This window comes from Ensifer sp. D2-11, assembly GCF_054161295.1.
Map to the genome: position 1 here is coordinate 840,883 of NZ_CP096434.1, position 24,686 is coordinate 865,568.

The following is a 24,686-nucleotide window of genomic DNA, read 5'->3' on the forward strand; positions in this document are numbered from 1 at the left end:
CTCACAGAATGGGGCTCAAGGGCGCGATCGCGGCAAAGCGCAGCCAATCCTTCTTGTCCTTCGGGGTCCAGGCCGCCTCGGCGATTGCCGGCAGCCGGGGAAAGACGAGGCGGTTGAAATAACCGCGCGACAGGAAATGCTCGGACCAGATGCAGGCCTGGACTCCCTTCATCCGGCTCTTCAGCTCTTCCGGGAACTCTCCTTCCGCCTCATAGGCATAGGTGTGGGCCGGCGTCGCCGTGCCGGCCCAGCTCGCGCCGGGCTCCTGCCACGCATCCGCCTGGGCCATGTCGAGATAATAGGCCTGACCCGGGGTCATCACGACGTCGTAGCCTTCGCGCGCAAGCTCGATGCCGACTTTCGGGTTCTCCCAGGCCATCAGCAGCGTGCCCTCGGTTCCAACGCCGCCGCCATGCGCGACCTCGTTCCAGCCAACGAGTTTGCGCCCGCGCGCCGTCAGCATCTGTTTCACCTTCTTGAGGAAATAGGACTGCAGCGCGAAGGTGCCGGAAATCCCTTCCTGCTCCATGAGCTTTCGCGCCAGCGGTGACGCGAGCCATGAGCCGTCGGCCACCTCGTCCCCGCCGACATGGATATACCGGCTGGGAAAGAGCTCGACCATTTCGTCGAACACCTTCTCTAGGAATTCATAGGTGAGCGGGATGGCCGGGTTGAGGGCATTGTTCGGATAGCCCTGGACCGAGTGGTAGCTCTCCGGCGCCTCCTGGCCATCGGAGAGTTCGGGAAGCGCGACGAGCGTGGCAGTGCTGTGGCCGGGTATGTCGATCTCCGGGACGACTTCGATGCTGAGCGCAGCGGCATGCGCGACGATCGCCTTCACGTCCGCGTGGCTGTAGAAGCCGCCGACCGGTTCGGCGCCGTTGCCGAGTTGAGGCAGCATAGGTTCGTCCGGACCGCGCATGACGCCGAGCGTCGTCAGCGTCGGATAGGTCTTGATCTCCAGCCGCCAGGCTTCGTCGTCGGTCAGGTGCCAGTGGAAGATGTTGAGCTTGAACCAAGCGAGAATATCGATGAGCCGCACGATGTCGGCCGTCGGGTAGAATTGCCGCGAGACATCGAGATGACAGCCGCGCCAGCCATAGCGTGGCCGATCCGCAATTGCGCCGGTGGCGGGAAACCTGAATTCGCCTCCGTGGTTTCGCGCGCCGTCGATCAACTGCGCGAGCGTCGTCAGGGCATATTGCCTGCCGGCCGCCGCTCCATAGTCAAGCCGGATCTCCCGATCGGAAAAGGCAAGCCCGTAGGCTTCGCCTTCGAGTTCCCCTTTTTTCTTGAAGACGATCGGCAGCCCTTGCGGGGACGGGGCAAGACTGAAGGGAGCGTGTCCGGCCGAAAACAGCCGATGGAAGAGCGCGAGGACGTTGGAGACGGCATCGACCTCGTCCGCATTGCTTCCTGCTGCGGGATAGAGGACGTCCGGTACCGCTGCTCCAGGCGCCGCGTCGATCTCGGCAGGCCAGGGCTGCAGCGCGAAAGGAAGCTCGAGCCGGCCTTTGGGAAGACGCACCGGCGGCAGCTCGCTCGCAGCGCCTTCGAGACGCAGATCGGAGACCGCCACGGGAACATGGCTGCCATCGGCGAGGGTCAGATAGGCCGATTTTGCCCCGTCGGTGCAATGCTTCGCCTCGCGGTGCAGACCACTGACGGTGAACGTCCAGTGGTCGCCATGGGCGAGCGTCAGTCCTTCGGGCGGCGCGAATTCATGAAAATTGGCGTTGCGGCGCAGGAAAACGGCGTTTTCGCAAGCGGCTCGGTCAATGACGCGGGTGAGCGAGGTGTAGACCAGCCGGAAGGCGCTGAGCGGCCCGCCCGATAGATTGAAGAGGCTGAAGGTGAAGCGCCCGAACGGGCCGCCATCCGGTTGCCAGGCAGATTCGAGGCGATAGAGAACCGGCAGCATGAACATCCTCCCAGGTGGATTTGTCAGTAGTGCATCGATTGCGAGAAGGTCCGCGCGACTTCCGCCTGTCCTGCGGTCAACCCACAGTCGACCGGCAGGCAGATGCCGGAGATGGCTCCGGCGGCGGGGCTGGCAAGGAAATGCACCGCTTCGGCGACGTCCTTCGGGTCGACGATACGCTGCAGGGGATACCAGCGCTTCGCCTCCTCGAAGACCTGCGGATTGGCGGCTGCGCGTGCCTCCCAGGCCTGCGTGCGCACCGTGGCCGGCGCCACCGCATTCGCGCGGATGCCGAACTTGCCGTATTCGACGGCGATCAGTCGCGTCAGGTGCAGAAGGCCCGCCTTGGCGGCGCTATAGGCCGGATGGCCGAAAACATTCATGCCGTTCACCGAGGCGATGTTGACGACCGAACCCCGGCTCTCTTTCAGCATTTCCTCGACAGCCCGGAAACAGAGAAAGGGCGCTTCGAGGTTGAGTGCATTGTCCATGCGCCAAATATCCTGCGTGGTGTCGTGCAGGCTGACCGCTCGGGCGGCACCCGCATTGTTCACGAGGGTGCGCACGGTGCCGACGGAGGCGGCAGTCTGCGCCATTGCGGCCACGCTTGCGACGTCCGTCACATCGCAGGAAACGGCCAGGAAGCGCTCCGTTCCGCCGAGTTCACGCGCCGTCCTCTCCGCCGCCTCAGTGTTGATGTCGGCTACGAGAACGGTGTCGTGTCCGTCGCCCATGCGCGCGGCGATGGCGCGGCCGATGTCGCCGGCGGCACCTGTGACGATCGCTACGGATTTCGGCATCGGCGTTCCTTCTGGCACGTCAGTCTCCGAGGAGCTGTCGGTCGTCGCCATCCCTGTGCACCACCAGCTGCTGCTTGATGCGCCTGAGCGTCACCGTCGCCTGCGGCTGGACGCGGTAGGCGACGAGGCTCGCGACGATATCGAGCAGTGCGATGTAGGCGATACGGGTGGAGGTCGGACGATAGATGTTGTTTCCTTCCGGCAGGTTGACCGGCACGGTGATATCGGCGGCCTGCGCGACCGGACTGCCGCTCTGGGTAAGCGCGATCGTCGGCACCTTGGCCTCGCGCGCAAGCGTGAAGGCGCGCACCATCTCCGCATTGCGTCCCGAAAAGGAGGAGCCGACAATAACGTCGGCAGGCCGTGCGGCCGCCGCCATCATCATCTGCATGCTGTGATCGGAACTCGCGGTGATGCGCAATCCCAGGCGGAAGAGACGGTTCTGGAACTCCCCGGCGATCATCGAGGAGTTGCCTCCCGAACCGAAGGCATAGATCATTTCCGCTTGCGCCAGCCGGTCGGCTGCCCGCTCGATCGCTGCAAGGTCGAGCGAACGGTGCAGCAGGAAGAGCGCATTCTGCGCCTTGGTGATGATGTCCTGCGCCACATCGCCGGGCTCCTGGCTCTTCGGCTCGGGCTTCAGGTAGCGCATGCCGACATAGGGTGTGCGTGCCAGCTGCACCTTGAAATCGGAAAAGCTCTCGCAGCCGAGGCGCCGGCAGAAGCGCGTGACCGTCGGCGGCGAAACGTCGGCCTTGCCGGCAAGCTCGATGATCGAAGCGTTCACCGCAAACTCGAAATCGTTGAGCAGGATATCGGCGATGCGGTTCTCCGATTGGGATAACCGCCCCTTCTCTTCTTGTAGTGTCGCGAAAATATCCATCGAACGGCGCCCTTCCCCTTTCAGGCGTCCTTCGGCTTATAGGCCACGCAATCGATCTCCACCTTGCAATCGACCATCATGGAGGACTGTACGCAGGCGCGCGCCGGCGGATGAGCTCCGAAATAATCCTGATAGATCCGGTTGAAGCTCCAGAAATCGCGCGGATCGTCCAGCCAGACGCCAACTCTCACCACGTGCTCGACACCGTAACCGGCCTCTTTCAAGATGGCCAGAAGATTGCCGATCGCCTTGTGCGTCTGGGCGACGATGTTGCCGCCGATGATCTCGCCGTTTTCCATCGCGACCTGACCGGAGACATGGAGCCAGCCCCCCGCCTCCACGGCACGTGCGAAAGGCAATGTTTTTCCGCCTGCGCCAACCTGTTCGGCACCATAGCGCTTGATCGACATCGAGGACCCATTCTGCAAATTATTTTCTTTATCCGTTGACAAATGACCATAGAACGCGGAATTTGGCCAGTGAAAATCGACATTTATGAAAAGAATTTCAATACTGGGCGAAAATACATGCGGGATCCCTTCCAGAATCCGTTTCCAGAAAGCGACGCGGCGCGCCATTCCATATGGGAGATGTTGGTCACCCGCGATATCGACGCGTTCCTGGCCGCCGACTGGTCGATGGTGGCCGACGATTTCGTCGAGGAGAGCTTCATCGGCATCGACGGACGGCGGGAGACGAACCCGGACAAATGGCGGCTCACCTTTCCCTCGCTCGCCGTCTATCGCGACGAATGGCTGCGCCAGGCGCGGGACTTCGCCGGGCAGTCCTTTGCCGAGGACCCGCGGGAGGCGATCTTCACCACCACGACCCTGGAAGACATCGAGGTCGACGGAGAGCTTGCCCTTGCGCGCAAGAAATTCGACGGCGGGCTGAAGAAAGCGGACGGCACGTTCGACGTGATGAAGTGGCAGACGGTTTACTATTGCCGCCTCCACCGGGGCCGGTGGAAAATCTGCGGCTTCACCGGCTATCTCCCCAATCCGATGGGGTCGAACTGAGTTGACGGACAAGGCGAAGCCATTGCGCATCTTCACGGCGGCGCTCGCGACCGAGACGAACACCTTTTCTCCCATCTGCATCGACAGGCGCGCATTCGAGGCATCGCTTTACGCTCCGCCCGGAAAGCACCCCGAAACGCCGACGCTCTGCACCGCGCCGATCACCGTAGGCCGCCGCGTGACCGCGAAAAAAGGCTGGGAACTGATCGAAGGCACCGCAGCCTGGGCGGATCCTGCCGGTCTCGTCAATCGCCAGACCTATGAGGATCTGCGCGACGAAATTCTCGGCCAATTGCGTGCCGCCCTGCCCGTCGATGCCGTCGTTCTGGGCCTGCATGGGGCAATGGTCGCCGACGGCTGCGAGGATACCGAAGGCGACCTGCTTCAGCGCGTGCGCGAAATCGTAGGTCCGGACGTGCTCGTCAGCGCAGAACTCGACCCGCACAGCCACCTCACCGCAAGGAGAGTGGCGGCCGCGGATTTCTTCGTCTTCTTCAAGGAGTTCCCGCACACCGATTTCGTCGAACGCGCCGAAGACCTCTGGCGGATCGCGATCGATACGCTCGAGGGCCGCGTAACGCCGGTGATGTCCGTTTTCGACTGCAGGATGATAGACGTCTTCCCCACCTCGCGCGACCCCATGCGCAGCTTCGTGGACAAGCTGATGCAGATCGAGCGGGACGATGCCGATGTGCTGTCATTGTCCGTCGTGCATGGATTCATGGCCGGCGACGTGGCGGAAATGGGCACCAGGATGCTGGTCGTTACCAACGGCAAGGCGGAGAAAGGCGAGGCTCTCGCCCGTGAGCTGGGTCTCGAGCTCTTCTCCCGCCGCGGCACCTATCGCATGCCGGAGATCGACGAACGCCAGGCAGTGGCACAGGCGCTGGCGGCTCCGGCCGGTCCCGTGGTGATTGCCGATATGTGGGATAATCCAGGCGGCGGCACGGCGGGCGATGCGACGGTCGTGCTGGAGGAACTCATTGCGAGGAACGCGACCGACACGGCGATCGGCACGATCTGGGATCCCATGGCCGTGCAGATCTGCATGGCGGCCGGCGAAGGCGCCGAGATCCCCTTGCGCTTCGGCGCGAAATCCGGGCCCGGCACGGGGCGGCCGATCGATGGCATCGTCAAGGTGGTCAAGCTGGTGCGCAATGCGGAAATGCGCTTCGGAGAGAGCTTCGCCCCCTTCGGCGACGCCGTTCATATCCGCTTGCATGGCATCGACATCATCCTGAACACGACGCGCGCCCAGAGCTTCGACCCGAGCCTTTTCTCCGTGATGGGCATCGATCCCACGTCGAAAAAAATCCTCGTGATCAAATCCACGAACCACTTCTTCGCCTCATTCTCCAAGATCGCGTCCGAGATCCTCTATTGCTCTGCCGGGACGCCCTACCCCAACGACCCGGCGCGGACTCCCTATCGGCGCGCAAGGCGCGACATCTGGCCGATGACGTCCGACCCGCACGGGTTGGCGGGAGGCTTGTGAACCTCATAGGCGCGCCGGCTGAAGGAAGCGAGCCGACAAGTCGGAAATTTCCGAGCTGATCTTGGGACCTGCAATCGTCAGCGAGCCGCCGGCTGAAACAGCTCTACAATGTTGCCGGAAGGATCAATCAGCAGTATCTGCGATCCGCCGGGTCCGGTCACGACGTCGTTGCGAAACCTGACGCCGGCGGCGCGCAGCCGCTCGACCTCGACAGCCAGGTCCTCGACGATGAGATGAATCCGGTTCCAGCCGCCCGGCGCAGGACGTTCGCCGTCCGGCATTGGCCGGCCCGCTGAGCTCAATGGGCCGCTCAGCAATAGCCGCAGGGCTCCCCGCCTGACATCCGCGAAAGCGGGAGCGTGGTTGGAGAGAAGCGAAAAGCCGAGATGCTTCGTGTACCATTCGACCGAAGCCTCGACGTCGTTCACCATGTAACGCACGTTGACGGTTGTTTCCGACATTCCCGCCTCCCGATCCTGAATGCGTCACCGATTCTCGCGCGATTGCTCGTGACGTCAATGTCCTTTCGCAACTGCTGGCCCCACCTCGCTTTTGCCGCCATGTGCGGCGAGGGGCGGCCGCATGTGGGACGGGTTAATCGGCGATGCGTTTCACCATGATGACATCGTCGATCTCCCGACCCTCGTGAAGAAAACCGCCTGGAATGCGGCCGGCTACGGAAAAGCCCTCGCGATGGTAAAATCGGATCGCCGTCGGGTTGTCGGCGCTGACGGCAAGCTCCAGCTGTTTGATGCCCTCGTTTCGTGCGTAATCCGCGACAGCATCCAGAAGCCGCTTCGCAAGCCCGGTTCCGCGCAGTTCCCGGCGCAGATAGACCATGACGAGCGTTGCGCGATGCGCCATCTTGCTGGCGCTCTGACGCATCAGGCCCATGATGCCGACTGGAACGTCGTTCTGGAAGGCAACGAAGACAGGGTTACCGACGGTTCTGCGCCGCCACTCCTCGTCCGGCAGCTTTTCCCAATCTTCGGCGCTGCTGGCAAAGGAGGCAGGCTCCTTCCGAAGCGCCTCCAGCCGAATGCTGCGGAAGGCCTCGGCTTCATCGATGCCAAGCAGTCTGATCGTCGCGCTCACGATTACGCCGCCGCCGGGTCGAAGAGCGCCATGTCGATGTCGGTCATCTCGACCCGGCGCTCGAAAGCGGTGCCCTTCTCGTCGAAGAGATGGCAGTCGACGGCGCGGATGCCGGTCCTGATCGGTTCGTCCGCGCGGATCGCGAGCGTTCCCGGCAGCATGGCGCAATAGTTCTCGCCCTCCCCGTCGAGCGCCACATAGGCCACGGTGTGAGCGCCGAGACGCTCGATTACCGATGGGGTGACCGTCAGCGTCAGGTCGGCGGCACCCATCTGGATGTGTTCCGGCCGGACGCCGAGCGTCAGGGTTCGGCCGGCCATACCCGCGCGGGGAACGACCGGCACGAGGATAGTCTGCCCCTTGTAGTCGACTTCCACACCGGCGTCGGTGACGCCGGTGCAGGCGACCGGCAGGAAGTTCATCTTCGGATGCCCGATGAAGCCGGCGACGAACATGTTGGCGGGCTTGTGATAGAGCTCCAGCGGCGCTCCCGTCTGGGCGATCTCACCGGCATTCAGCACGACGATCCGGTCCGCCATCGTCATCGCCTCGACCTGGTCGTGCGTGACGTAGATCATCGTCGCCTTCAATTGCCGGTGCAGTTTCGCAAGCTCGATGCGCATGTCGGCGCGCAGTGCCGCGTCGAGGTTCGACAGAGGCTCGTCGAAGAGGAAGATCTTCGGCTCGCGCACGATCGCCCGGCCGATCGCCACGCGCTGGCGCTGGCCGCCCGAAAGCATGCCGGGCTTCTGCTCCAGCCGCTGGTCGAGATGCAATATGCGGGCGGCATGTTCGACCTTCGCCTTCAGTTTCTCCTCGGGCATTTTCTCGACCCGGAGCGGAAAGGCGATGTTCTCGAACACGCTCATATGCGGGTAGAGCGCATAGGACTGGAAGACCATGGCGATGCCGCGCCTGACCGGCGGCAGATCGTTGACGCGCTTCCCGTCGATGACGATGTCGCCGGCGGTCGTCTCGTCAAGCCCCGCGATCATTCTGAGCAATGTGGACTTGCCGCAGCCGGAAGGCCCGACAAAGACCACGAATTCGCCATTCCCGACTTCGAGCTCGATGCTCTTCAGCACCTCGTAGGTGCCGTAGAATTTCTGAACCTTGTTGAGAGTGAGCTGTCCCAATAAACTGTCTCCGGCCACCGGCGCAGCGGCATTTCCGCCAATATGGAAGGCGGGACCGCCGAGCCGAAGCCCCGCGGTCCCGGCGGGTTTACTTGTACTGTTCAAGGTCGGCGGCCGCCTTCTTCAAGGCATCTGCCGGCTCGGACTTCCCGGTGACTACCGACTGGACCATCTCGATCATCGTGTTCTGGAACCCTTTGAAGTCCTTGAAAAGCGGCTCCGGCCCGCCATAGGCGATCCCGTCGATAAACGGCTTCCAGGACGGATCGGCCTTGACGAATTCGTCCACCTTCGGAGACGGCCGAAGCGGCGTAAGGCCTGCGCCGCCCTGCAACTCGTACTCGCCCTGCGGGCCGGGAGAGGTGATGAACTTGGCGAACTCGATCGCCTTTTCTTCGACACCCGTATCCTTGAACACCACAAGGCTGTCGGTGATCAGCAGCGTGCCTTCGCCCTTGGCCGAAGGGCCGAGCGGCAGCGGCGCTACACCCCAATTCACCTTTGTGTCCTTCAGTCGGGCGGCAGCTCCGGAGCCCGACTGGATCATGCCGACTTTCCCGTCAAGGAAGATGGCGCGGATTTCGTTCTGCTCGTAAGCCGTCGCCCCCTCGACCGAAAAGGGAGTGATGTCCTTGTAGGCCTGCAGGGCGGCAAGGACTTCCGGGCTGTCGATGACGATATTGTCGCCGTCGATGACCTTGCCGTTATTGGTATAAACCCAGTGCATGAACTGGTGCATCGTGTTGTCGAAGGTCTTGGCCGGAAGTCCGTAGCCCGCAATGCCGGTCTTTTCCTTGATCTGCTTGGCGAAGGCGATCTCCTCGGCCCAGGTTTTGGGCGGGACTTCCGGGTCGAGACCGGCCTGCTTGAAAAGGTCCTTGTTCCAGTAGAGTGCCTTGGTGGAAAATGCGATAGGCACGCCCCACTGCGTTCCCTCGAACGTCACCGTGTCGACGATATTCGGATAGTAGCCCTTTTTCTCCTCCTCGGTCATCGGGACCGGAACGATCAATTCGTTCTCGGCGAACTCCTTGAGCGCGCGCGATCCGACATAGGCCATGCCGACCGGAGTCCCGGCCACGGCAAGCGTCGTCGCCTTGTCCTGACACTGAGCCCAGCCGACGACTTCGGGCGTCACCTTCCAGCCGGGATTCTTCCCCTCCCATTCCTTGATGTATTTCTCGTGGATAGGATCGATCGTGTCGCCGCAATAGATCCAGCTGATCTCCTGGTCCGCGGCCTGTGCTGCGGCGCTGCCGAGAGCGGTCGATCCGAGCAGCGCAAGCGTGAGAAAGGTAGCTTTGTAGGCAATAGTCACTGATGAAACTCCCCTGTTTTAATGGTTGCTTATTGTTTCACCGCGCCGGCGGTCAGGCCGCTGACGAGATAGCGTTGAAGGAAGAAGATCACGATCACGGCCGGGGCGATGCCGACGAAACTTGCCGCCATCAGCTCGTTCCAGACCACTTCCTGCCGGCCGAAATAGGCGAAAAGGCCCACGGGCAGCGGCATGTACTCGCTCTTCGAATTGAAGGTCAGCGCGAAAATGAACTGCTGGGCATAGGAGCCGATGAAGGTGGTGATCGCCACTACGGTGATGCCCGGCATGGCGATCGGCAGGATCACCCGGCGAAGCGTGTAGAAGTGGCTTGCGCCGTCCACGAAGGCTGCCTCGTCCAGCTCGCGCGGGATGCGCATCATGTAGGTGCGCAGAAGCCAGATAGCGGAGGGGATCAGGAAGGCGACACCCGGCACGATCATGGCGAAATAGGTGTTCAGCACGCCGAAGCTGCGCATCAGCCGAAAGAGGGGGATGAGCAGCACGGCGCCCGAGAACATGTTGACCGCCAGGAAAGCCGCAAGCAGCGCCCCGCTGCCGCGGAACTTGAAACGTGCAAAGGCATAGGCCGCCGGCACCACCAGCGCCAGCACGACGGCTGTCACGATGATGGAGATGAAGAAGGAGTTGAAGATGTAGCGGGCGAAGCCCGGCACGCTCACCCACATGGTGCGATAGGCCTCGAAGGAACCGTTCTCCGGCCAGAAGCGGTAGGGAGAGGAAAAGAGGCGGCTCAGCGGCTTAAGCGATACGAGGAAGCCTTCGACGAAAGGCGCGAGGATGAAGGTCAGGAAGACGAAGATGCCCGCATAGATGCCGACGAGCTCGTACCAGCGGTAGCGGTTGATCATTGCGGGCTGGCTCATCGGCTTTCTCCCGTGGCAAGGCGGTGCGTGACGCGGAAATAGGCGATGCAGAAGATCGACAGGAAGATGCAGATCAGCACGGCGCGCGCGGCGCCCTCCCCGTATTTCTTCGAGCCGATCGCGGTCCGGTAGGTGTCGATGATCATCGTCGTCGTGTCGCCGTTCGGCCCACCCTGGGTCAGGATCCAGATGATGTCGAACGAGTTGAAGGTGGCGATCAGCGACAGCATCGACATGGTGATCATCGACGGCACGAGGAGCGGCAGGGTGATGCGGCGGAAGCGGTAGAAGCGCCCTGCTCCGTCGGTCCAGGCGGCCTCGTAGAGATCCTGGGGGATCGCCTGCATCGAGGCGAGCATGTAGAGCGTCACCAGGGGCACGCCGATCCAGACGTCGGTGATGATGGTCGCCCAGAAAGCGGTGGAGCCATGCGCCAGGAAGGCGACCGGACCGTCCACGAGCCCCCAGTTCTGGAGCGTCCCGGAGATCATTCCGAACTGGCCGTTATACATCCATCCCCACATGAAGATGCCGATCGCCATGGGCACGATCCACGGCGGCATGGTGAGCACGCGAAAAAGCGCCCGCCCCGGCACTGCGGCGTTCAGCATCACCGCGCCGAATGTGCCGATGATCATCTTGATCGTCACCGAGAAGGCGGTCCAGACGAAGGTGCGGAGGATCACTTCCGCGAAGGTGGCGTTGAAGATCTTGTCGTAATTGGCCGTGCCGACCCATTTGGTCGTCTTCTTCAGCGAGGCATCGGTGAAGGACAGGACGAAGGTATCGACCAGCGGATAGGCGACGATAACCGTCACGTAGAAGACGGCCGGAAGGAGCAGGACCCAGGCGAAGATGATCGTGCTGCGCCGAACGCTCATCCCCTCCCCCTCTCAAGCCGCACGGGCATGCAGGGCTTCGTCGAAGCGGTCCCAGAGCGGCCGGAGATCGACGACCGTCCTCTTCATCCGCGCCTCGTCCATGGACAGCGCCAGAATGCCCGCTTCCAGCGCATCGAGCGGCGAGACCGGCAGGGGACCGCCATCCCGCACATGCGCGATGATCTCGGCCGCCATCTGCTCGTCGGCGCCGTAGTGTTGCGAAAGCGCCGTCTCCTTGGCGTAGCGCTTCTCCACCACCTTCCGGCCCGACAGCACCTCGTGCACGTCCAGATAGCCGCGGATGAAGTCCCCCTCCGCCATGCCGCGCGATCCGACGACGCAAAAGCGGCGGAACTGGTCCGGCACGTTGAGGTTGGTGTGGAAGTTCATCGCGACGCCGTTGGCATATTCGACGATGGCGACCTGATAGTCGATGATGTCGCCGTCACTGTCGAAGACCTTGTCGGAGCCGAGCCAGCCGCTCGGCTTGCGGTGGAAAAGCTGTAGGTCGTTTACGCCGTCGCGGCTGGGGTCATTGGCCGGAATGAAGCTCTTGCGGCCGCCGAAACTGGCAACGCGTTCCGGGCGCGCGCCGACCACGCCGTTGTAGAGATCGAGGTCGTGGCAGCATTTCTCGAGCATGAAGCTTCCGGCATAGCGTCCATAGCGGCGCCAATCGCGCATGAAGAACGCGCCATGATAGGGCTCTATGTGCTCGGCGGCCTCGATCGAAACCACGTGGCCGAGCGTTCCCGCGGCTTGCGCGGCGCGCAGGTCACGATAGAGCGGCGCATAACGCAGCACGAGGCCGACCATCAGCCGGTCGGGCCCGTGTTTCGAAAGCAGCGCCGCAAGTTCCAGGCTCTGCTCGATCGTGCTGACGATGGGCTTCTCGCAGAAGATCTTGAGCCCCGCCTCGAGGCCGATACGGATATGATCGAGATGCATGTGGTTCGGCGAGCCGATCATCAGGAGATCGAGCTTTTCGCCGGCGATGAGCTCTTCAGGCGTGGCGTAGGCCCTGCCGGCGGAAATGCCTTTCTCGGTAAGCGTGGCAAGGCCGGCCGGCTCGGGATCCACATATCCTGCGATCTCGAAGGCTTCGTCGATCGCCTTGAAGACATAGCCCAGGTATCCCAGACGGAATCCGAGTCCGATTATCCCGACTTTCATGCTCGCGCTGTTCCCTTGTCTCGGCGTAATTATTTTTCGTAGACTGGGACAGATTTTTCATTGCGTCAATGAAAAATCGGAAAATGCGCCAAATTGTGAAATTCATTTTCATTCTGGCGTTAAGCTTAGCTCATGCGCAAGCTGTCGGCCTGACGCATCGCATCTATTCGATTGGACGCGCGGCGCTTCAGATGTGCGCTCGACCCGCGAATGCCCGTTCGAGCCCCTGGAGCGCATCGTGAATGAGGACGGCAAGCGCTCCAACGATCAAGCCGCCCTGGAGGACAAAAGCGAGATTGTTGGACTGAAGTCCGGCGATGATCACCTCGCCGAGCGTCTTGGCCGCGACCGTCGAGCCGATCGTCGCCGTCGCGAGACTGATCACGACGGAAAGGCGGATGCCCGTCAGGATCACGGGCAGCGCCAGCGGAAGCTCGATCCTGAAGAGCCGCTGGCGGCCGGTCATTCCCGCGCCGCGTGCGGCCTCCATCACCGTCGGCGGCAGAGTGGTCAGTCCCGTCAGGGCATTTTCGAAGATCGGCAGAAGGCCGTAGAGGAAAAGGGCGATCAGGGTCGGCTTCTCGCCGAAGCCGTAAATCGGTACCGCAAGCGCGAGGACCGCCACCGGCGGGAAAGTCTGGCCGATGTTCACCAGACTGCGCGAGAGCGGCAGAAACTCGGCGCCGGCCCTCCGCGTGACGATGATCGCCAGTGATACGGCGACGATGGTCGCAGCCACCGTCGCGACGAACACAGTCCGCAAGTGCAGGACCGTCAGCCAGAACAAGCTGCCCTGGTTGTAGACGGCCGGCGCGTTCTCCTGCACCAGAGGTTTCAACAGAGGCTCGAACCAGGCGGGCTGCACCAGGAAAGTCACCAACACGGCGAGCACGGTCAGCCGAAACAGATTGGGCAGCGTAGCCATCACTACCGCCTCGCCGCACGCTTCACGATCGCTTCGAGCGTGATCTTGCCCAGGATCGAGCCGTCCGCCGCCGCGACCGGCAGTGCCGAACGGCCCGTCCACAGAAGCTGCGACAGCGCGTCACGCTGGCTGAGAACTTCCGGAACCGGCCGGCCCTCGGCCGAGCCGGGCTCGACCGCCTCGCCGACCGTTTCGATGTCGAGCAACCGGAATGGACGCTCGCTGGCGCCGACCAGCGTCTCGACGAAGGGCGTGGCGGGCCTGACGAGCATTTCGGCGGGCGTCGCATATTGCACCACCTCGCCCTTGTCCATCACCGCGATCCTGTCGGCAAGGTGGAAGGCCTCTTCCATGTCGTGGGTGACGAGGATGATCGTGGTGCCGAAATGTTTCTGGATGGCGGCGAGGTCGTCCTGCGCCTTGGCGCGGATGATCGGATCGAGCGCGCCGAAGGGCTCGTCCATCAGGAGTACGTTGGGCTCCGCCGCAAGTGCCCTTGCAACGCCCACGCGCTGCTGTTGCCCGCCGGAAAGCTCGTGAGGGTAGCGCGGTCCGAATTCCGAGGGATCGAGCTGGAACAGCTTCAGCAGCTCCTCGACTTTGGCATCGATGCGGGCTTTCTCCCAGCCGAGCAGCGTCGGCACGGTCGCAATGTTCTGCGCGACCGTCCTGTGCGGGAAGAGGCCATGGCCTTGAATGGCGTAGCCGATACGCCGGCGCAGCTCGAAACCCGGAATCGACCGATTGTCCTCGCCGTCTATCCTGATCGTCCCTGCCGTCGGCTCCACGAGGCGATTGATCATTCTGAGGAGCGTCGTCTTGCCGGAGCCGGAGGTTCCGACGACGACGGTGACCGTATGCGGCGCGACCGTCAGCGACACGTCGCTCACGACCGTCGTGTCGCCATAGCGCTTGGTTATTTCCTCGATTTCGATCATGCGGCGTTGCCTCGGCTGCGGTTCGGCAGGGTCATCTCGACTAGCGCGTCGAGCACGATCGCCGCGGTAAAGGCCAGCACGACAGTCGGAATGGCGCCGAGCAGCACCAGGTCCATCGCCGTCTGACCCACCCCCTGGAAGACGAAGACGCCGAAACCCCCGCCGCCGATAAGGGCGGCGATCGTCGCAAGCCCGATGTTCTGCACCAGCACGATGCGGATGCCGGTCAGGATCACCGGAAAGGCCAGCGGAAACTCGATCGCGACGAGGCGCTGGCGGTCCGTCATGCCGATGCCCCGCGCCGCGTCGTTGGCCGCGTGCGGCACGCCGGCAAGCCCGACGACTGTGTTGGCGACGACAGGCAGCAGGGAGTAGAGGAAGAGCGCGACGAAGGCAGGGGCGGCACCGATGCCGCGGATGCCCATCGCCGCAGCGCCGGGAACATTCGCCGCGACCCAGCCGAGCGGCGCGATCAGAATGCCGAAAAGTGCAATGGAAGGGATCGTCTGGATGGCGTTCAGGACATTGAGCACGCCGGCCCGAAGCCGTTCGACGCGGTGACAGAGAATGCCGAGCGGCAATCCGACGACGGTCGCTGCGACCAGCGAGCCGAGCGCCAGCGTCACGTGACGGCCTGCCTCGGTCCAGAACAGGTCGGCGCGGTTGGCATATTCCTTCATGATCGAAAGGTCGTCCCAGCGGCCGGTGACGAGCATTCCTCCAGCGAGGACGAGGACGCCCGCGAAAACGAGAAGCCGCAGACCAGGCCCCGGATTGAGGCGGGTCAAGGCATCCGCGAGCAACAGCGAGAAGGCGAAGACCAGAACCCAGAAGCCGGAAGCCGGAGACACGCGTGCAAAGCTGTTGTCCGGCGGCGTCAGGTGATCGGCCGCCACCCCGATTAGAAGGGCGAGAGCTGCCAGCGCAGCCAGTGCCACGGCCATCCGCAAGAGGCGCGGCGTCCTCAGAAACGCGACGCCGGCGCCGGCAACCACGAGGGCGAGGAGCCCGTAGCCGAGCGGCGGCGGAAGTGCCTCCAGGATTGCCCGCGCTTCGCCCTGAATGATCCGGTTTGCACGAAACGTCGCGAAAGGCGCAACGAGAGCGCCATAGAGGACGAGGATCGCGATGATCAGGCCGAGCTTGTCGAAACGGAAGGCCAAGCGTTCCCTTGTCTGGATGATGCCAGTCGCCATTCAGCGGTCCGTTCGAGGCAGGTGAAGGAGGAGCGCGGTCGAATCTTATCGGACCAGCGCCCTCCCCCGACGTCAAGCTATTTCAGGAAGCCGTTTGCCTTCAGAAAGTCCTCGGCAACGGCCTTGGCCGACTCGCCGCCGACCTGCACGCGGCCATTGAGCTCCTGCAGGGTGGTGAGGTCGAGCTTTTCGAAGACGGGCTTCAGGATCTCTTCGATCGCCGGATTTTCCTTGAGAACCGCTTCGCGGATGATCGGCGCCGGCTGATAGACCGGCTGGACGGCCTTGTCGTCCTCGAGAACCACGAGACCGGAGGGCGCAATGCCTCCATCGGTGCCGTAGACCATTGCCGCATTGGCCCCGTTCGTCTGGTTTGCCGCAGCCGCGATCGTCGCGGCGGTATCGCCGCCGGAGAGCGTGATGAGCTGTTCCGGTTTCAGCTTGAAGGAATAGGTCGTCTGGAACGCAGGCAAGGCGGCGGCGGAGTTGACGAATTCCGACGAAGCCGCGAGCACGACCTCGCCGCCGCCAGAAACGAACTTGCCGAAATCCGAGAGAGTCTTGAGGTTGTTCTTCTCGGCAACGTCCTTGCGCAGCGCGATCGCCCAGGTGTTGTTGGCCGGCGACGGCGTCAGCCAGACGATCTTGTTGGCGTCATAGTCGAGCTTCTTCGCCTCTTCATAGGCTTTCGCCGCATCCTTCCAGGCCGGATCGTCGGCCTTCTCGAAGAAGAAGGCGGCGTTGCCGGTATATTCGGGATAAATGTCGATCTCGCCGGCGATGATCGCCTTGCGCACGACAGGAGTGGCGCCGAGTTGCACGCGATCCGTCGTCTTGATGTCGTTGGCGTTCAGGACCGAGAGGATGATGTTGCCGAGAACGCCGCCCTCCGTATCGATCTTCGAGGAAACGACGACGTCGGCTTCGGCGGCCGCGGTGGTGAGTGCAAGCGCAATGGCGGCACCGATCAGTGTCCTTGTGAAGTTCAGTCGCATGATTGTCTCCCTCGGTTTTGATCTCGAATTTTGATCACGCTTTCCGCGCTGCGTCCGGCCAAGACGTTCCATATATGTCAGCTTTCCGGAAAAAATCGAGCTTAAGCTGTCTGCACTTGAGATCCGTTCCATGGCGCCCTCCGGATCGGCCGGCGCGCGTTGCCGTCGATGCGCATTGCAATCGGACGTAATGTGGACCACTCTTCCGCCCGGCGCCAGCATCTCCCCGGAGGTTGTCATGAACAAGCATTTCGATGCGATCATCATCGGTGCCGGCCAGGCGGGACCTTCACTCGCCGGACGGTTGTCGGATGCGGGCAAGACCGTTGCGCTGATCGAGCGCAAGCTTTTCGGCGGCACCTGCGTCAATACCGGCTGCATGCCGACCAAGGCGATGGTCGCGAGCGCCTATGCGATCCACACCGCCCGACGCGGAGCCGAATACGGCATGACGACAGGGCCTGTCTCGGTCGATTTCGGTCGCGTCATGGCGCGAAAGGAAAAGGTCCGGCTCGATGCCCGCTCAGGCGTCGAGAAGTGGCTCAAGGGTATGAAGAACTGCACCGTCTTCGAGGGCCACGCCCGTTTCGAAGGTCCGCGTGAGGTCCGCATCGGCGACGAACTGATTTCGGGGGAGCGGATCTTCGTCAATGTGGGCGGCCGTGCCGCAGTTGCCGATCTGCCCGGCGTGAACGACGTCCCCTATCTCACCAACAGTTCGATCATGGACCTTGCCGAGCTGCCGGAACATCTCGTCGTGGTGGGCGGCAGCTATATCGGGCTCGAATTCGCCCAGATGTTCCGCCGCTTCGGCTCCGACGTCACCGTCATCGAAAAGGGCGCGCGGCTGATCGGGCGGGAGGATCCGGAGGTCTCCGACGCGATCCGTGAGATCCTCGAGAACGAAGGCGTTCAAATACGCACGAATGCGGAATGCATCCGCTTCTCGAACCATGCGGACGGCATAGCCGTGGGCGTGGATTGCACATCGGGCGAGCCGGAGGTGAGCGGCTCGCATGTGCTGCTTGCGACCGGCCGCCACCCCAATACGGATGATCTCGGCCTGGACAAGGCGGGCGTGAAGACCAACGAACGGGGCTATATCGAGGTCGACGACAGCCTGCGCACCAATGTTCCGCATATTTTCGCAATGGGAGACTGCAACGGCCGCGGCGCCTTCACGCACACCTCCTATAACGACTTCGAGATCGTCGCCGCCAATCTCATCGACGACGATCCGCGCCGGGTGAGCGACCGCATCCAGACCTACGCCCTCTATATCGACCCGCCGCTCGGCCGCGCCGGCATGACCGAGACCGAGGCCCGCAAGAAAGGACACAAGCTCCTGATCGGGACGCGCCCCATGACAAGGGTCGGCCGCGCGGTCGAAAAGGGCGAAACGCAGGGTTTCATGAAAGTCATCGTCGATGCGGAAACCGACGGGATTCTCGGCGCATCCATCCTCGGAACGGGCGGCGACGAGGCGATCCAGAGCATCCTTGACGTGATGTATGCGAAGAAACCCTACACGATGATCGCCCGCGCGGTGCACATCCACCCGACCGTGTCGGAACTCATCCCGACGGTGTTCGGAGATCTGTCGTCGGCGTAGGGTCGGGGTTTGCCCCTCATCCCGCTGCCGCGACCTTCTCCCCGCAAGGGGGGCGAAGGGGACTCGCGGCTACCGTCTTGGTCCACTTTGAAATAGGCACTCTCGGCTTGTCCCTTCGCCCCGCTTGCGGGGAGAAGGTGCCGGCAGGCAGATGAGGGGCCGCACGGGCCCCGACGGGCGCAGATCACACGCCGTCCTGCACGGCTCCCGTCAAACCTTTTCGCTGAACCACCTCAGCGACATGCAGGAAAGCCCCGCGTCGATCTTGCCTATCTCCGTGGTCTTCAGCGGGACGACCCTATAGCCGGCCCTGTCGAGCATCTCGATCGTCCTGGGAAAATCGGAGCCGACCAAGACCACGTCGTTGACGCGCAGTGCGTTTGCAGCCGGCTCTTCTCCCTCTGGAATGATCATCTGCCTGAACTTCCCGAAGACGCCGGATCGTGCAAGACGATCGGTGGAAAGGATCGTCTCGTCGTCGAGGAGCGAGCAGTCTGTCTTGAAATGCAGGACGCCCTCCGGGGTCGCGACGACCTCGCTCTTGCGCCCGAGCTTTTCGAGGCAGGCCTGCAGCGCCGCCGCGCCCGCCTTGTCGGTTCTCGCCGACAGGCCGATCATCACGCTTTCCCGCGTCGTCAGCACGTCGCCGCCGTCGGCGTAGCCTTGCGGCAGGTCGAGTACCGTCTCGAACATGTCACGCAGCGTCGGCGCGATTTCCTCGACTTCCTTGACGCGCGTGGCCGCTCCCGGCCGAAGCAGAACCGCCCCCTCTGTGAAGACCAGAGCGGGGTCCTCCACGAAAATCGAGTCCGGAAAGGTTTCGAGCGCCGGCAGGAGCGTGACCTTCACGCCGGCATCGCGCATCGCCTCGACATAGGCGTCGTGCTCGGCCTTCACTCCCTCGTAGGTGGGGCTGCCGCGATCCTCCGCGCGCAAGCCGTTGACGACCGATCGTGACGGCGAGCGCACGATGATGGAATTGAATTGATAGGCCGGACGCGTCATCGCGGACTCTTCTCCCTCTGGTTGGTTTTTATTTAAGCGGACACGGTGCTTACGAAATCCGGACTGCCGCGCAACGTGTTGCTGACTGTGCAGATCTCCTCCTCCGCCGCCTCCATGATGGCGTGGCGCACGGTGTCGTCGAAATCGCCCTTGATAACGAAGGCGATATCGAACCGCGCGACGCGCGACGGCTCGTCATGGGCCTTCTCACCGGTTACCTTGACCGAAACGTCCGTGAGCCGGTCGAGCACGCCGAAACGGCTCGCGGCGATGCGTGCGCTGAGCACCAGACAGCTCGCGAGCGATGCGTAAAGAAGGTCGAGCGGCCCGAATCCCGGCTGAGAAGGACTGGTGACGATATCGAGTTCGCCGCCGGTCAGCGATCTCACATGCGGAAAGCCGGTGCGGCCGACTGCGGCGGTCGCGCCAGTTTCCCGCGTCCTCACTTTGAGCTCGGCCATAGGGCGTAACCTCGCGCGGCTCAGGCGCTTTCCGGGGGAATGACGCCCTTGGTGAAAAGAAAGCAGCCGTAGAATCGCGTCTCGCCGGTGGTGATGACGCAGTAGGCCTTCTTTGCTTCCTCGTAGAAGGCAAAGCGCTCGATGCCGTACATCGGAGCCGGCTTCCCTTCGGCGCGGTCGATCTCGGCCTGCACCTCGCGCTGCACCGCCGGGACCTCGTCCGACGCCCCCATGACTTCCATGCGCCCGGCCGAGGGCTGAAGCGGCGTGTCGAGCGGTAGGACCGAAAGGATCGCCCTTACCGCGCGCGCCGAAGAAACATTGTCGATGTGCAGCAGTTTGCCGAGCGTGGTCTGCCGGGCGATGGCGTCCGACGGGAAATTGGTGTCGGAAATCACCAGCGTGTCGCCATGGCCCATCGATCGCAGCGCGTGCAGCACATCGGCATTGAGAGCCGGGTCGATATTCTTGAGCATTCCTGTCCTCCTCCACTGCAAAGCGCGGTCGCATCAGGCCGTTTCTGGCGCGCGCCGTCAACAGCCTGTTGCTCTTTCTCCACGCTTCCGATGGAACGACCACCCGCTCATCCAAGAGCGGGAGGCTATTCGCCGTAGGGAATCCAGATGTTCTTGACGTCAACCGCGCGCCGCAGGAACGCCTGTCCTTCGGCGGCTGAGCGATCCGTCCAGTCGATCGCCTTGCCGTAATCCACGAAGGTCCGCTTGAGGTTGCCGACGGACAGCTTCTCGACGAGTGTCGAAAGTTCCGGCGAGCCGAACGCCCAGAGCGCGTCCACGTCGTTGTGCGCGGCGAGTGCCTTGGCGAGTTCGATCGCAGGTCCGGTGACGATATTGATGACGCCAGGCGGCACGTCCGAGGTCTCGAGGACCGAATAGAAGTCGGTCGCAGCCAGAGGATGCGCTTCGCTCGGCACGGCGACCACCCGGTTTCCGACTGCAATCAGCGGTGCCACGAGACTGACAAGCCCGAGCAGCGGCGCTTCCGGGGGGCAGATGACGCCGACGACGCCCTGGGGTTCCGGCATGGCCAGTGCCACGCCGCGCAGGGGCGGCTGGTGCACGGTGCCCTCGTATTTGTCCGCCCAGGCTCCGTAGCTGAACAGCCGGGCGATCGAAGCTTCGACCTCCGCTCGGGCATTGGCTGCCGAGGCCCCCGTCATGGCGGCGATGCGGTCGGCGAATTCCGCCCCGCGGCTGCTCAGGTTCTCCGCGATGTAATAGAGGATCTGGGCGCGGTTATGCGCTGTTGCCGAAGACCAGCCCGAGGCGCCCCGCGCCGCGACGACGGCATTGCGGATATCCTTGCGGTTGCCCTCGCCGACTTCGCCGATCACCTTGCCTTTCGGGGAAAGCACGGGCCGCGAATAGTTGCCGTCCGGCCGCGCCTGCTTGCCGCCGACGAAGAGCTTGGCAGTGCGATCGAGCGGCGGAACGGCGAAATCACCGGCAGCCTGCCTCGGAGCCGGCGAGCCGTGTTCGGGGCGCAGCTTGCGCCCCATCCAGGCCTTCGGCTTCAGATATTCGTAGCAGCCCTCTCGCCCGCCCTCGCGGCCGAAGCCGGATTCGCGCTTTCCGCCGAAGCCGCTCGACGCATCGAAGAGGTTGGTCGCATTGACCCAGACGACACCGGCCGCAAGCTTTGCGGCAACATGCAGGGCAAGACCGATCGTTTCACTCCAGACGCTCGCTGCAAGGCCGTAGCGGCTATGATTTGCAAGCTGGATCGCCTCCTCCGGCGTACGGAAGGTCATCGATACGGCCACCGGCCCGAAGATTTCCTCGGTCGCGACGACGGAAGTCGGCTGGACGCCGGTCAACAGCGTCGGCCGAAAGAAGCTGCCGCCCTTCGGAAGTTCGATCTTCGGCTGATGCATCGATGCGCCTTCGGCGACGCCCTTCGCCACCAGCTCGTCGATTCGCTGCAACTGCACCGGCGCGACGATCGCCGCCATATCGATCGCCTTGTCGAGCGGATGACCGACGCGGAGCGTCTCCATGCGCCGCTTCAACCGGTCATGAAAGACCGGCGCCACGCCCTCCTGCACCAGAAGGCGTGAACCGGCGCAGCAGACCTGGCCCTGATTGAACCAGATCGCATCCACGACGCCTTCGACCGCCGCGTCGATATCGGCATCGTCAAAGACGATGAAGGGCGACTTGCCGCCAAGCTCCAGCGTCAGCGACTTGCCGCTCCCCGCTGTCTTCTCGCGGATGAGGCGTCCGACTTCGGTCGAGCCGGTAAAGGCGATCTTGTCGATATCCTCGTGCTCGACGATCAGCGCCCCCGTCTCGCCCTCGCCCGTCACCACGTTCAGCACGCCCGGGGGGAGACCCGCTGCAGCGGCAAGCTCCGCGAAGAGCAGCGCCGTCAAGGGCGTAAACTCCGCAGGCTTCAGGATGACGGAATTGCCGAGCGCCAGCGCCGGCGCAACCTTCCAGGCGAGCATCAGGAAGGGGAAGTTCCAGGGGATGACCTGTCCGACAACGCCCACGGGCACCTGGTCGGCGAATTCCGTCTCCTGTAGCTGTGCCCAGCCGGCATGATGATAGAAATGGCGAGCGGCAAGCGGTATGTCGATGTCGCGCGTTTCCCGGATCGGCTTGCCGTTGTCGAGCGCTTCGACGACGGCGATCAGGCGCGCATGGCGCTGAATTAGGCGCGCGAGCGCATAGAGGTGCCGGGCGCGGGCATGTCCGGAGAGCTTTGCCCACGGGCCCTGCGCCTTGCGCGCTGCCGCCACCGCCGCGTTCACGTCGTCGCGCCCGCCATGTGCGATTTTCGCGAGCAATTTGCCCGTTGCGGGCTCGAACGTGTCGAAGGATTTGCCGGATGCTGAACCGACGAATGCGCCGTTTATGAAGTGGCCGAGCTTGCCTTCATGCCGAGCGAGCCAGGCGCGCGCCTCGGTATCGGCTTCGGGGGCCGGGCCATAGGACATTTCGTCGAAGAAAGTGGCAACGCTCATCTGATTATCCGATCGGGTGTCTGTTGAGGGCCGAATAGGCGCCGCTGACATGATGTTCGAGCTGGCGCTCGATGTCGGCGAGCAGGCTCGATGCCCCGACGCGGAAAAGGTCCGGTTCGAGCCATTCCCGCCCAAGCTCTTCCTTCATCAGGAACTGGTAGTTCAGCACATCCTTCGCGACGGAAATGCCGCCGGCCGGCTTGTAGCCGACCTTGATTCCGGTCCTCTCCTCATAGGCCCTGATCATCCTGAGCATGGCGAGGGTGACGAGCAGGGTCGCGTTCACCCCTTCTTTTCCTGTCGACGTCTTGATGAAGTCGGCGCCCGCCATCATGCAGACGAGCGAAGCCCGCGCGACGTTGCGAAGCGTCTTGAGATCGCCGGTCGCGAGGATTGCCTTGACATGCGCATCGCCACAGGCCGCACGGAAATCCCGCATTTCGTCGTAGAGCGCCTGCCAATTTCCGGTCAGCACGTGCTCGCGTGTGATGACGATGTCGATTTCCCGAGCACCATCCGCAACCGAGGCCTTGATTTCCCTGAGCTTCACGTCGTGCGGGACGAGACCGGCCGGAAAGCCCGTGGACACTGCCGCCACGGGAATGCCGGAACCCTCCAGGGCCTCCACCGCGGTCGAAACGAAGCGATGATAGACACAGATCGCCCCGGTCGTGATGCCTCGATCGCCCATGCCGAGCGCGTCAAGAATGTCCTGACGCACCGGCTGGCGCGCCTTGGCGCAGAGGCGTTTGACGCGCTCGGTCGTATCGTCGCCGTTGAGCGTCGTGAGATCGATGCAGGTGACGGCTTTCAAGAGCCAGGCGGCCTGCGCATCCTTCTTGACGGTGCGCCGGCCAGGCAGCGTCTGAACGCGGCGCTCTGCCGCAGAGAGATTAACGCGCTGATCGAGCACCCAGGATAGGTCGAGCTCGATACCGTCATTGCGCGGCCAGTTATGGCCCGCGCCGGCGGGGTGCACCGCCGCGCTTTTCAGAGCAAGGTCTTCCAACCGATTTCTCCCCTCTTCCCGGACCACCGGCGGCGCGCTTCAAAGAGCGAGCAAAAGAATGTTAGTTTTCTAACACGATATTTGTTAAACTTTCATCATTTCCGCCGCCTGTCAAGGCGGGGTTGTCCGCTCTCATACATTCCCGGCACAGGCATCAAATCGGCGGCCAACGCGGTTTCGCCGTCTTCTGTGATAAGCGACCGGAAAGCACTGGGCGGAGCAAAGAAAGCCGCCTTCAGCTTGCCGAGCTTGCTGCTGTCGGCGACGAGGTAATTCTCGCGCGCCAGCGAAATTACCTTCTGCTTGACCGGCACCTCGTGGAAATGGACGCAGGTCGCTCCCCTAGCCGGGTCTATTCCGGCCGCCGAAAGAAAGGCGACATTGATGCCGAGCTGGTCGAGCGTCTCGATTCCGGGCGCGCCGGAAAAGGAGGCCGACGACGGGTGATAGACGCCGCCCAGCATTACCATGCGGAGATTTGTTTTCCGCGTCAGCCTTTCGGCCGTGTTCAGGGAATAACATATCGCCGTGATTGCGTAATCGTCCGGTATCAGCTCGACCAGGTATTCCAGCGTCGTACCACAATCGATGAAAATCGTCTCATCGGGGCGAATGTGCCGGGCGGCATGAATGCAAGCCTGCCGCTTGGCGCCGGCGTGACTGTCGGCCGCGCGGGCAAGCTCGTAGGGCGCATCGCCCTCGATCTCAGCGGCCGGTACGATATGCCCGCCCAGATATCCGAACAGTTCAGGGTTGTCGGCGACATCACGGCGGACGGTCATTTCCGATACGCCTAGCAGCGCCGCCGCCTCTTTCAGGTGCACGACCCGCCGCGCCGAAAGCGCGTCGGACAAGGTGGCAATGCGTGTTTCCCTGCGGCTGGCCATGGCTCTTCCAAATTATAAAGAAAGCATTTTGCGCAATGTTAATCTGTGAGAAATATCACAAGAT

Annotated in this window: 24 protein-coding genes; 3 read left to right on the forward strand and 21 right to left on the reverse strand. The window is 63.0% G+C overall.

The window, feature by feature from the left end:
• Position 1: 1 nt before the first annotated feature.
• The 4 genes from M1D34_RS21040 to M1D34_RS21055 are packed head-to-tail and all read right to left on the reverse strand — an operon-like array spanning position 2 to position 4,014.
• Entirely contained in the window at positions 2-1,921 is a 1,920-nt protein-coding gene (locus tag M1D34_RS21040) for a beta-N-acetylhexosaminidase (protein ID WP_498784229.1), read from the reverse strand.
• Between the two features lie 23 nt (positions 1,922-1,944).
• A complete protein-coding gene (locus M1D34_RS21045; protein WP_498784231.1) occupies positions 1,945-2,721 on the reverse strand; it encodes an SDR family oxidoreductase in 777 nt (258 codons plus the stop codon).
• A gap of 19 nt (positions 2,722-2,740) precedes the next feature.
• Positions 2,741-3,604, reverse strand: coding sequence for a MurR/RpiR family transcriptional regulator (locus M1D34_RS21050; protein WP_498784233.1), 864 nt, complete (start codon positions 3,602-3,604; stop codon positions 2,741-2,743).
• Between the two features lie 20 nt (positions 3,605-3,624).
• Positions 3,625-4,014, reverse strand: a complete 390-nt coding sequence (locus M1D34_RS21055) for a RidA family protein (protein ID WP_010975679.1) — start codon at positions 4,012-4,014, stop codon at positions 3,625-3,627.
• 117 nt (positions 4,015-4,131) lie between these two features.
• Between M1D34_RS21055 and M1D34_RS21060 the strand changes: the two genes are divergently transcribed.
• Both M1D34_RS21060 and M1D34_RS21065 read left to right on the forward strand, forming a co-directional pair.
• Positions 4,132-4,623, forward strand: coding sequence for a hypothetical protein (locus M1D34_RS21060; RefSeq protein ID WP_041915185.1), 492 nt, complete (start codon positions 4,132-4,134; stop codon positions 4,621-4,623).
• A gap of 22 nt (positions 4,624-4,645) precedes the next feature.
• Positions 4,646-6,118: a M81 family metallopeptidase gene (locus M1D34_RS21065; RefSeq protein WP_498784236.1), complete on the forward strand. Its 1,473-nt coding sequence runs from the start codon at positions 4,646-4,648 to the stop codon at positions 6,116-6,118.
• Positions 6,119-6,195: 77 nt separating this feature from the next.
• Here M1D34_RS21065 and M1D34_RS21070 read toward each other — a convergent pair whose 3' ends face one another.
• The 11 genes from M1D34_RS21070 to osmF form a co-directional block, all read right to left on the reverse strand.
• Positions 6,196-6,579 (reverse strand): VOC family protein, encoded by a 384-nt coding sequence (locus tag M1D34_RS21070; RefSeq protein ID WP_498784238.1) that lies wholly within the window; start codon positions 6,577-6,579, stop codon positions 6,196-6,198.
• Between the two features lie 133 nt (positions 6,580-6,712).
• Positions 6,713-7,213 (reverse strand): GNAT family N-acetyltransferase, encoded by a 501-nt coding sequence (locus M1D34_RS21075; protein WP_498784240.1) that lies wholly within the window; start codon positions 7,211-7,213, stop codon positions 6,713-6,715.
• Between the two features lie 2 nt (positions 7,214-7,215).
• Positions 7,216-8,349 carry an ABC transporter ATP-binding protein gene (locus M1D34_RS21080; RefSeq protein WP_498784242.1) on the reverse strand — a complete coding sequence of 378 codons (1,134 nt, stop codon included), beginning with the start codon at positions 8,347-8,349 and terminating at the stop codon, positions 7,216-7,218.
• Positions 8,350-8,437: 88 nt separating this feature from the next.
• Entirely contained in the window at positions 8,438-9,667 is a 1,230-nt protein-coding gene (locus tag M1D34_RS21085; protein WP_498784244.1) for an ABC transporter substrate-binding protein, read from the reverse strand.
• Between the two features lie 29 nt (positions 9,668-9,696).
• The gene (locus tag M1D34_RS21090) at positions 9,697-10,554 is read right to left on the reverse strand and encodes a carbohydrate ABC transporter permease (RefSeq protein ID WP_003534349.1); all 858 of its coding nucleotides are present in this window, start codon (positions 10,552-10,554) and stop codon (positions 9,697-9,699) included.
• Positions 10,551-11,435 carry a carbohydrate ABC transporter permease gene (locus M1D34_RS21095; RefSeq protein ID WP_088198567.1) on the reverse strand — a complete coding sequence of 295 codons (885 nt, stop codon included), beginning with the start codon at positions 11,433-11,435 and terminating at the stop codon, positions 10,551-10,553. Before M1D34_RS21095 ends, M1D34_RS21090 begins: the two co-directional genes overlap by 4 nt.
• A gap of 12 nt (positions 11,436-11,447) precedes the next feature.
• Positions 11,448-12,608: a Gfo/Idh/MocA family protein gene (locus M1D34_RS21100; protein ID WP_017263827.1), complete on the reverse strand. Its 1,161-nt coding sequence runs from the start codon at positions 12,606-12,608 to the stop codon at positions 11,448-11,450.
• A 187-nt stretch (positions 12,609-12,795) separates the two neighbouring features.
• The gene (locus M1D34_RS21105) at positions 12,796-13,533 is read right to left on the reverse strand and encodes an ABC transporter permease (protein ID WP_003534352.1); all 738 of its coding nucleotides are present in this window, start codon (positions 13,531-13,533) and stop codon (positions 12,796-12,798) included.
• A 2-nt stretch (positions 13,534-13,535) separates the two neighbouring features.
• Positions 13,536-14,471 carry an ABC transporter ATP-binding protein gene (locus M1D34_RS21110; RefSeq protein WP_498784247.1) on the reverse strand — a complete coding sequence of 312 codons (936 nt, stop codon included), beginning with the start codon at positions 14,469-14,471 and terminating at the stop codon, positions 13,536-13,538.
• Complete coding sequence (locus M1D34_RS21115; RefSeq protein WP_017266704.1) at positions 14,468-15,667, reverse strand: ABC transporter permease; 1,200 nt, start codon at positions 15,665-15,667, stop codon at positions 14,468-14,470. Before M1D34_RS21115 ends, M1D34_RS21110 begins: the two co-directional genes overlap by 4 nt.
• Positions 15,668-15,744: 77 nt before the next feature.
• Positions 15,745-16,662 (reverse strand): glycine betaine ABC transporter substrate-binding protein OsmF, encoded by a 918-nt coding sequence (osmF, locus tag M1D34_RS21120; RefSeq protein WP_498784249.1) that lies wholly within the window; start codon positions 16,660-16,662, stop codon positions 15,745-15,747.
• Between the two features lie 238 nt (positions 16,663-16,900).
• Between osmF and M1D34_RS21125 the strand changes: the two genes are divergently transcribed.
• Positions 16,901-18,274 (forward strand): FAD-containing oxidoreductase, encoded by a 1,374-nt coding sequence (locus M1D34_RS21125; RefSeq protein ID WP_498784251.1) that lies wholly within the window; start codon positions 16,901-16,903, stop codon positions 18,272-18,274.
• Positions 18,275-18,484: 210 nt separating this feature from the next.
• On the opposite strand, the gene M1D34_RS21130 is transcribed toward M1D34_RS21125, so the two are convergent.
• The 6 genes from M1D34_RS21130 to M1D34_RS21155 all read right to left on the reverse strand — a co-directional run bounded on the left by M1D34_RS21130 (position 18,485) and on the right by M1D34_RS21155 (position 24,622).
• Positions 18,485-19,279 (reverse strand): dimethylarginine dimethylaminohydrolase family protein, encoded by a 795-nt coding sequence (locus tag M1D34_RS21130; RefSeq protein ID WP_017266707.1) that lies wholly within the window; start codon positions 19,277-19,279, stop codon positions 18,485-18,487.
• Between the two features lie 32 nt (positions 19,280-19,311).
• The gene (locus tag M1D34_RS21135) at positions 19,312-19,740 is read right to left on the reverse strand and encodes an OsmC family protein (protein WP_498784253.1); all 429 of its coding nucleotides are present in this window, start codon (positions 19,738-19,740) and stop codon (positions 19,312-19,314) included.
• A gap of 20 nt (positions 19,741-19,760) precedes the next feature.
• Positions 19,761-20,216 carry an RbsD/FucU family protein gene (locus tag M1D34_RS21140; RefSeq protein ID WP_003534359.1) on the reverse strand — a complete coding sequence of 152 codons (456 nt, stop codon included), beginning with the start codon at positions 20,214-20,216 and terminating at the stop codon, positions 19,761-19,763.
• A gap of 125 nt (positions 20,217-20,341) precedes the next feature.
• Positions 20,342-22,726 carry an aldehyde dehydrogenase family protein gene (locus M1D34_RS21145; RefSeq protein WP_498784255.1) on the reverse strand — a complete coding sequence of 795 codons (2,385 nt, stop codon included), beginning with the start codon at positions 22,724-22,726 and terminating at the stop codon, positions 20,342-20,344.
• Positions 22,727-22,730: 4 nt separating this feature from the next.
• The gene (deoC, locus tag M1D34_RS21150) at positions 22,731-23,735 is read right to left on the reverse strand and encodes a deoxyribose-phosphate aldolase (protein ID WP_015008314.1); all 1,005 of its coding nucleotides are present in this window, start codon (positions 23,733-23,735) and stop codon (positions 22,731-22,733) included.
• A 95-nt stretch (positions 23,736-23,830) separates the two neighbouring features.
• Positions 23,831-24,622, reverse strand: coding sequence for a DeoR family transcriptional regulator (locus M1D34_RS21155; RefSeq protein WP_015008315.1), 792 nt, complete (start codon positions 24,620-24,622; stop codon positions 23,831-23,833).
• Positions 24,623-24,686: the final 64 nt, after the last annotated feature.

Coding starts and splice junctions, on each gene's coding strand:
- M1D34_RS21040 (WP_498784229.1), bottom strand. CDS start 1,921: ATGCTGCCGGTTCTCTATCGCCTCGAATCTGCCTGGCAACCGGATGGC.
- M1D34_RS21045 (WP_498784231.1), bottom strand. CDS start 2,721: ATGCCGAAATCCGTAGCGATCGTCACAGGTGCCGCCGGCGACATCGGC.
- M1D34_RS21050 (WP_498784233.1), bottom strand. CDS start 3,604: ATGGATATTTTCGCGACACTACAAGAAGAGAAGGGGCGGTTATCCCAA.
- M1D34_RS21055 (WP_010975679.1), bottom strand. CDS start 4,014: ATGTCGATCAAGCGCTATGGTGCCGAACAGGTTGGCGCAGGCGGAAAA.
- M1D34_RS21060 (WP_041915185.1), top strand. CDS start 4,132: ATGCGGGATCCCTTCCAGAATCCGTTTCCAGAAAGCGACGCGGCGCGC.
- M1D34_RS21070 (WP_498784238.1), bottom strand. CDS start 6,579: ATGTCGGAAACAACCGTCAACGTGCGTTACATGGTGAACGACGTCGAG.
- M1D34_RS21090 (WP_003534349.1), bottom strand. CDS start 10,554: ATGAGCCAGCCCGCAATGATCAACCGCTACCGCTGGTACGAGCTCGTC.
- M1D34_RS21095 (WP_088198567.1), bottom strand. CDS start 11,435: ATGAGCGTTCGGCGCAGCACGATCATCTTCGCCTGGGTCCTGCTCCTT.
- M1D34_RS21100 (WP_017263827.1), bottom strand. CDS start 12,608: ATGAAAGTCGGGATAATCGGACTCGGATTCCGTCTGGGATACCTGGGC.
- M1D34_RS21105 (WP_003534352.1), bottom strand. CDS start 13,533: ATGGCTACGCTGCCCAATCTGTTTCGGCTGACCGTGCTCGCCGTGTTG.
- M1D34_RS21110 (WP_498784247.1), bottom strand. CDS start 14,471: ATGATCGAAATCGAGGAAATAACCAAGCGCTATGGCGACACGACGGTC.
- M1D34_RS21115 (WP_017266704.1), bottom strand. CDS start 15,667: ATGGCGACTGGCATCATCCAGACAAGGGAACGCTTGGCCTTCCGTTTC.
- osmF (WP_498784249.1), bottom strand. CDS start 16,662: ATGCGACTGAACTTCACAAGGACACTGATCGGTGCCGCCATTGCGCTT.
- M1D34_RS21125 (WP_498784251.1), top strand. CDS start 16,901: ATGAACAAGCATTTCGATGCGATCATCATCGGTGCCGGCCAGGCGGGA.
- M1D34_RS21130 (WP_017266707.1), bottom strand. CDS start 19,279: ATGACGCGTCCGGCCTATCAATTCAATTCCATCATCGTGCGCTCGCCG.
- M1D34_RS21135 (WP_498784253.1), bottom strand. CDS start 19,740: ATGGCCGAGCTCAAAGTGAGGACGCGGGAAACTGGCGCGACCGCCGCA.
- M1D34_RS21140 (WP_003534359.1), bottom strand. CDS start 20,216: ATGCTCAAGAATATCGACCCGGCTCTCAATGCCGATGTGCTGCACGCG.
- M1D34_RS21145 (WP_498784255.1), bottom strand. CDS start 22,726: ATGAGCGTTGCCACTTTCTTCGACGAAATGTCCTATGGCCCGGCCCCC.
- M1D34_RS21155 (WP_015008315.1), bottom strand. CDS start 24,622: ATGGCCAGCCGCAGGGAAACACGCATTGCCACCTTGTCCGACGCGCTT.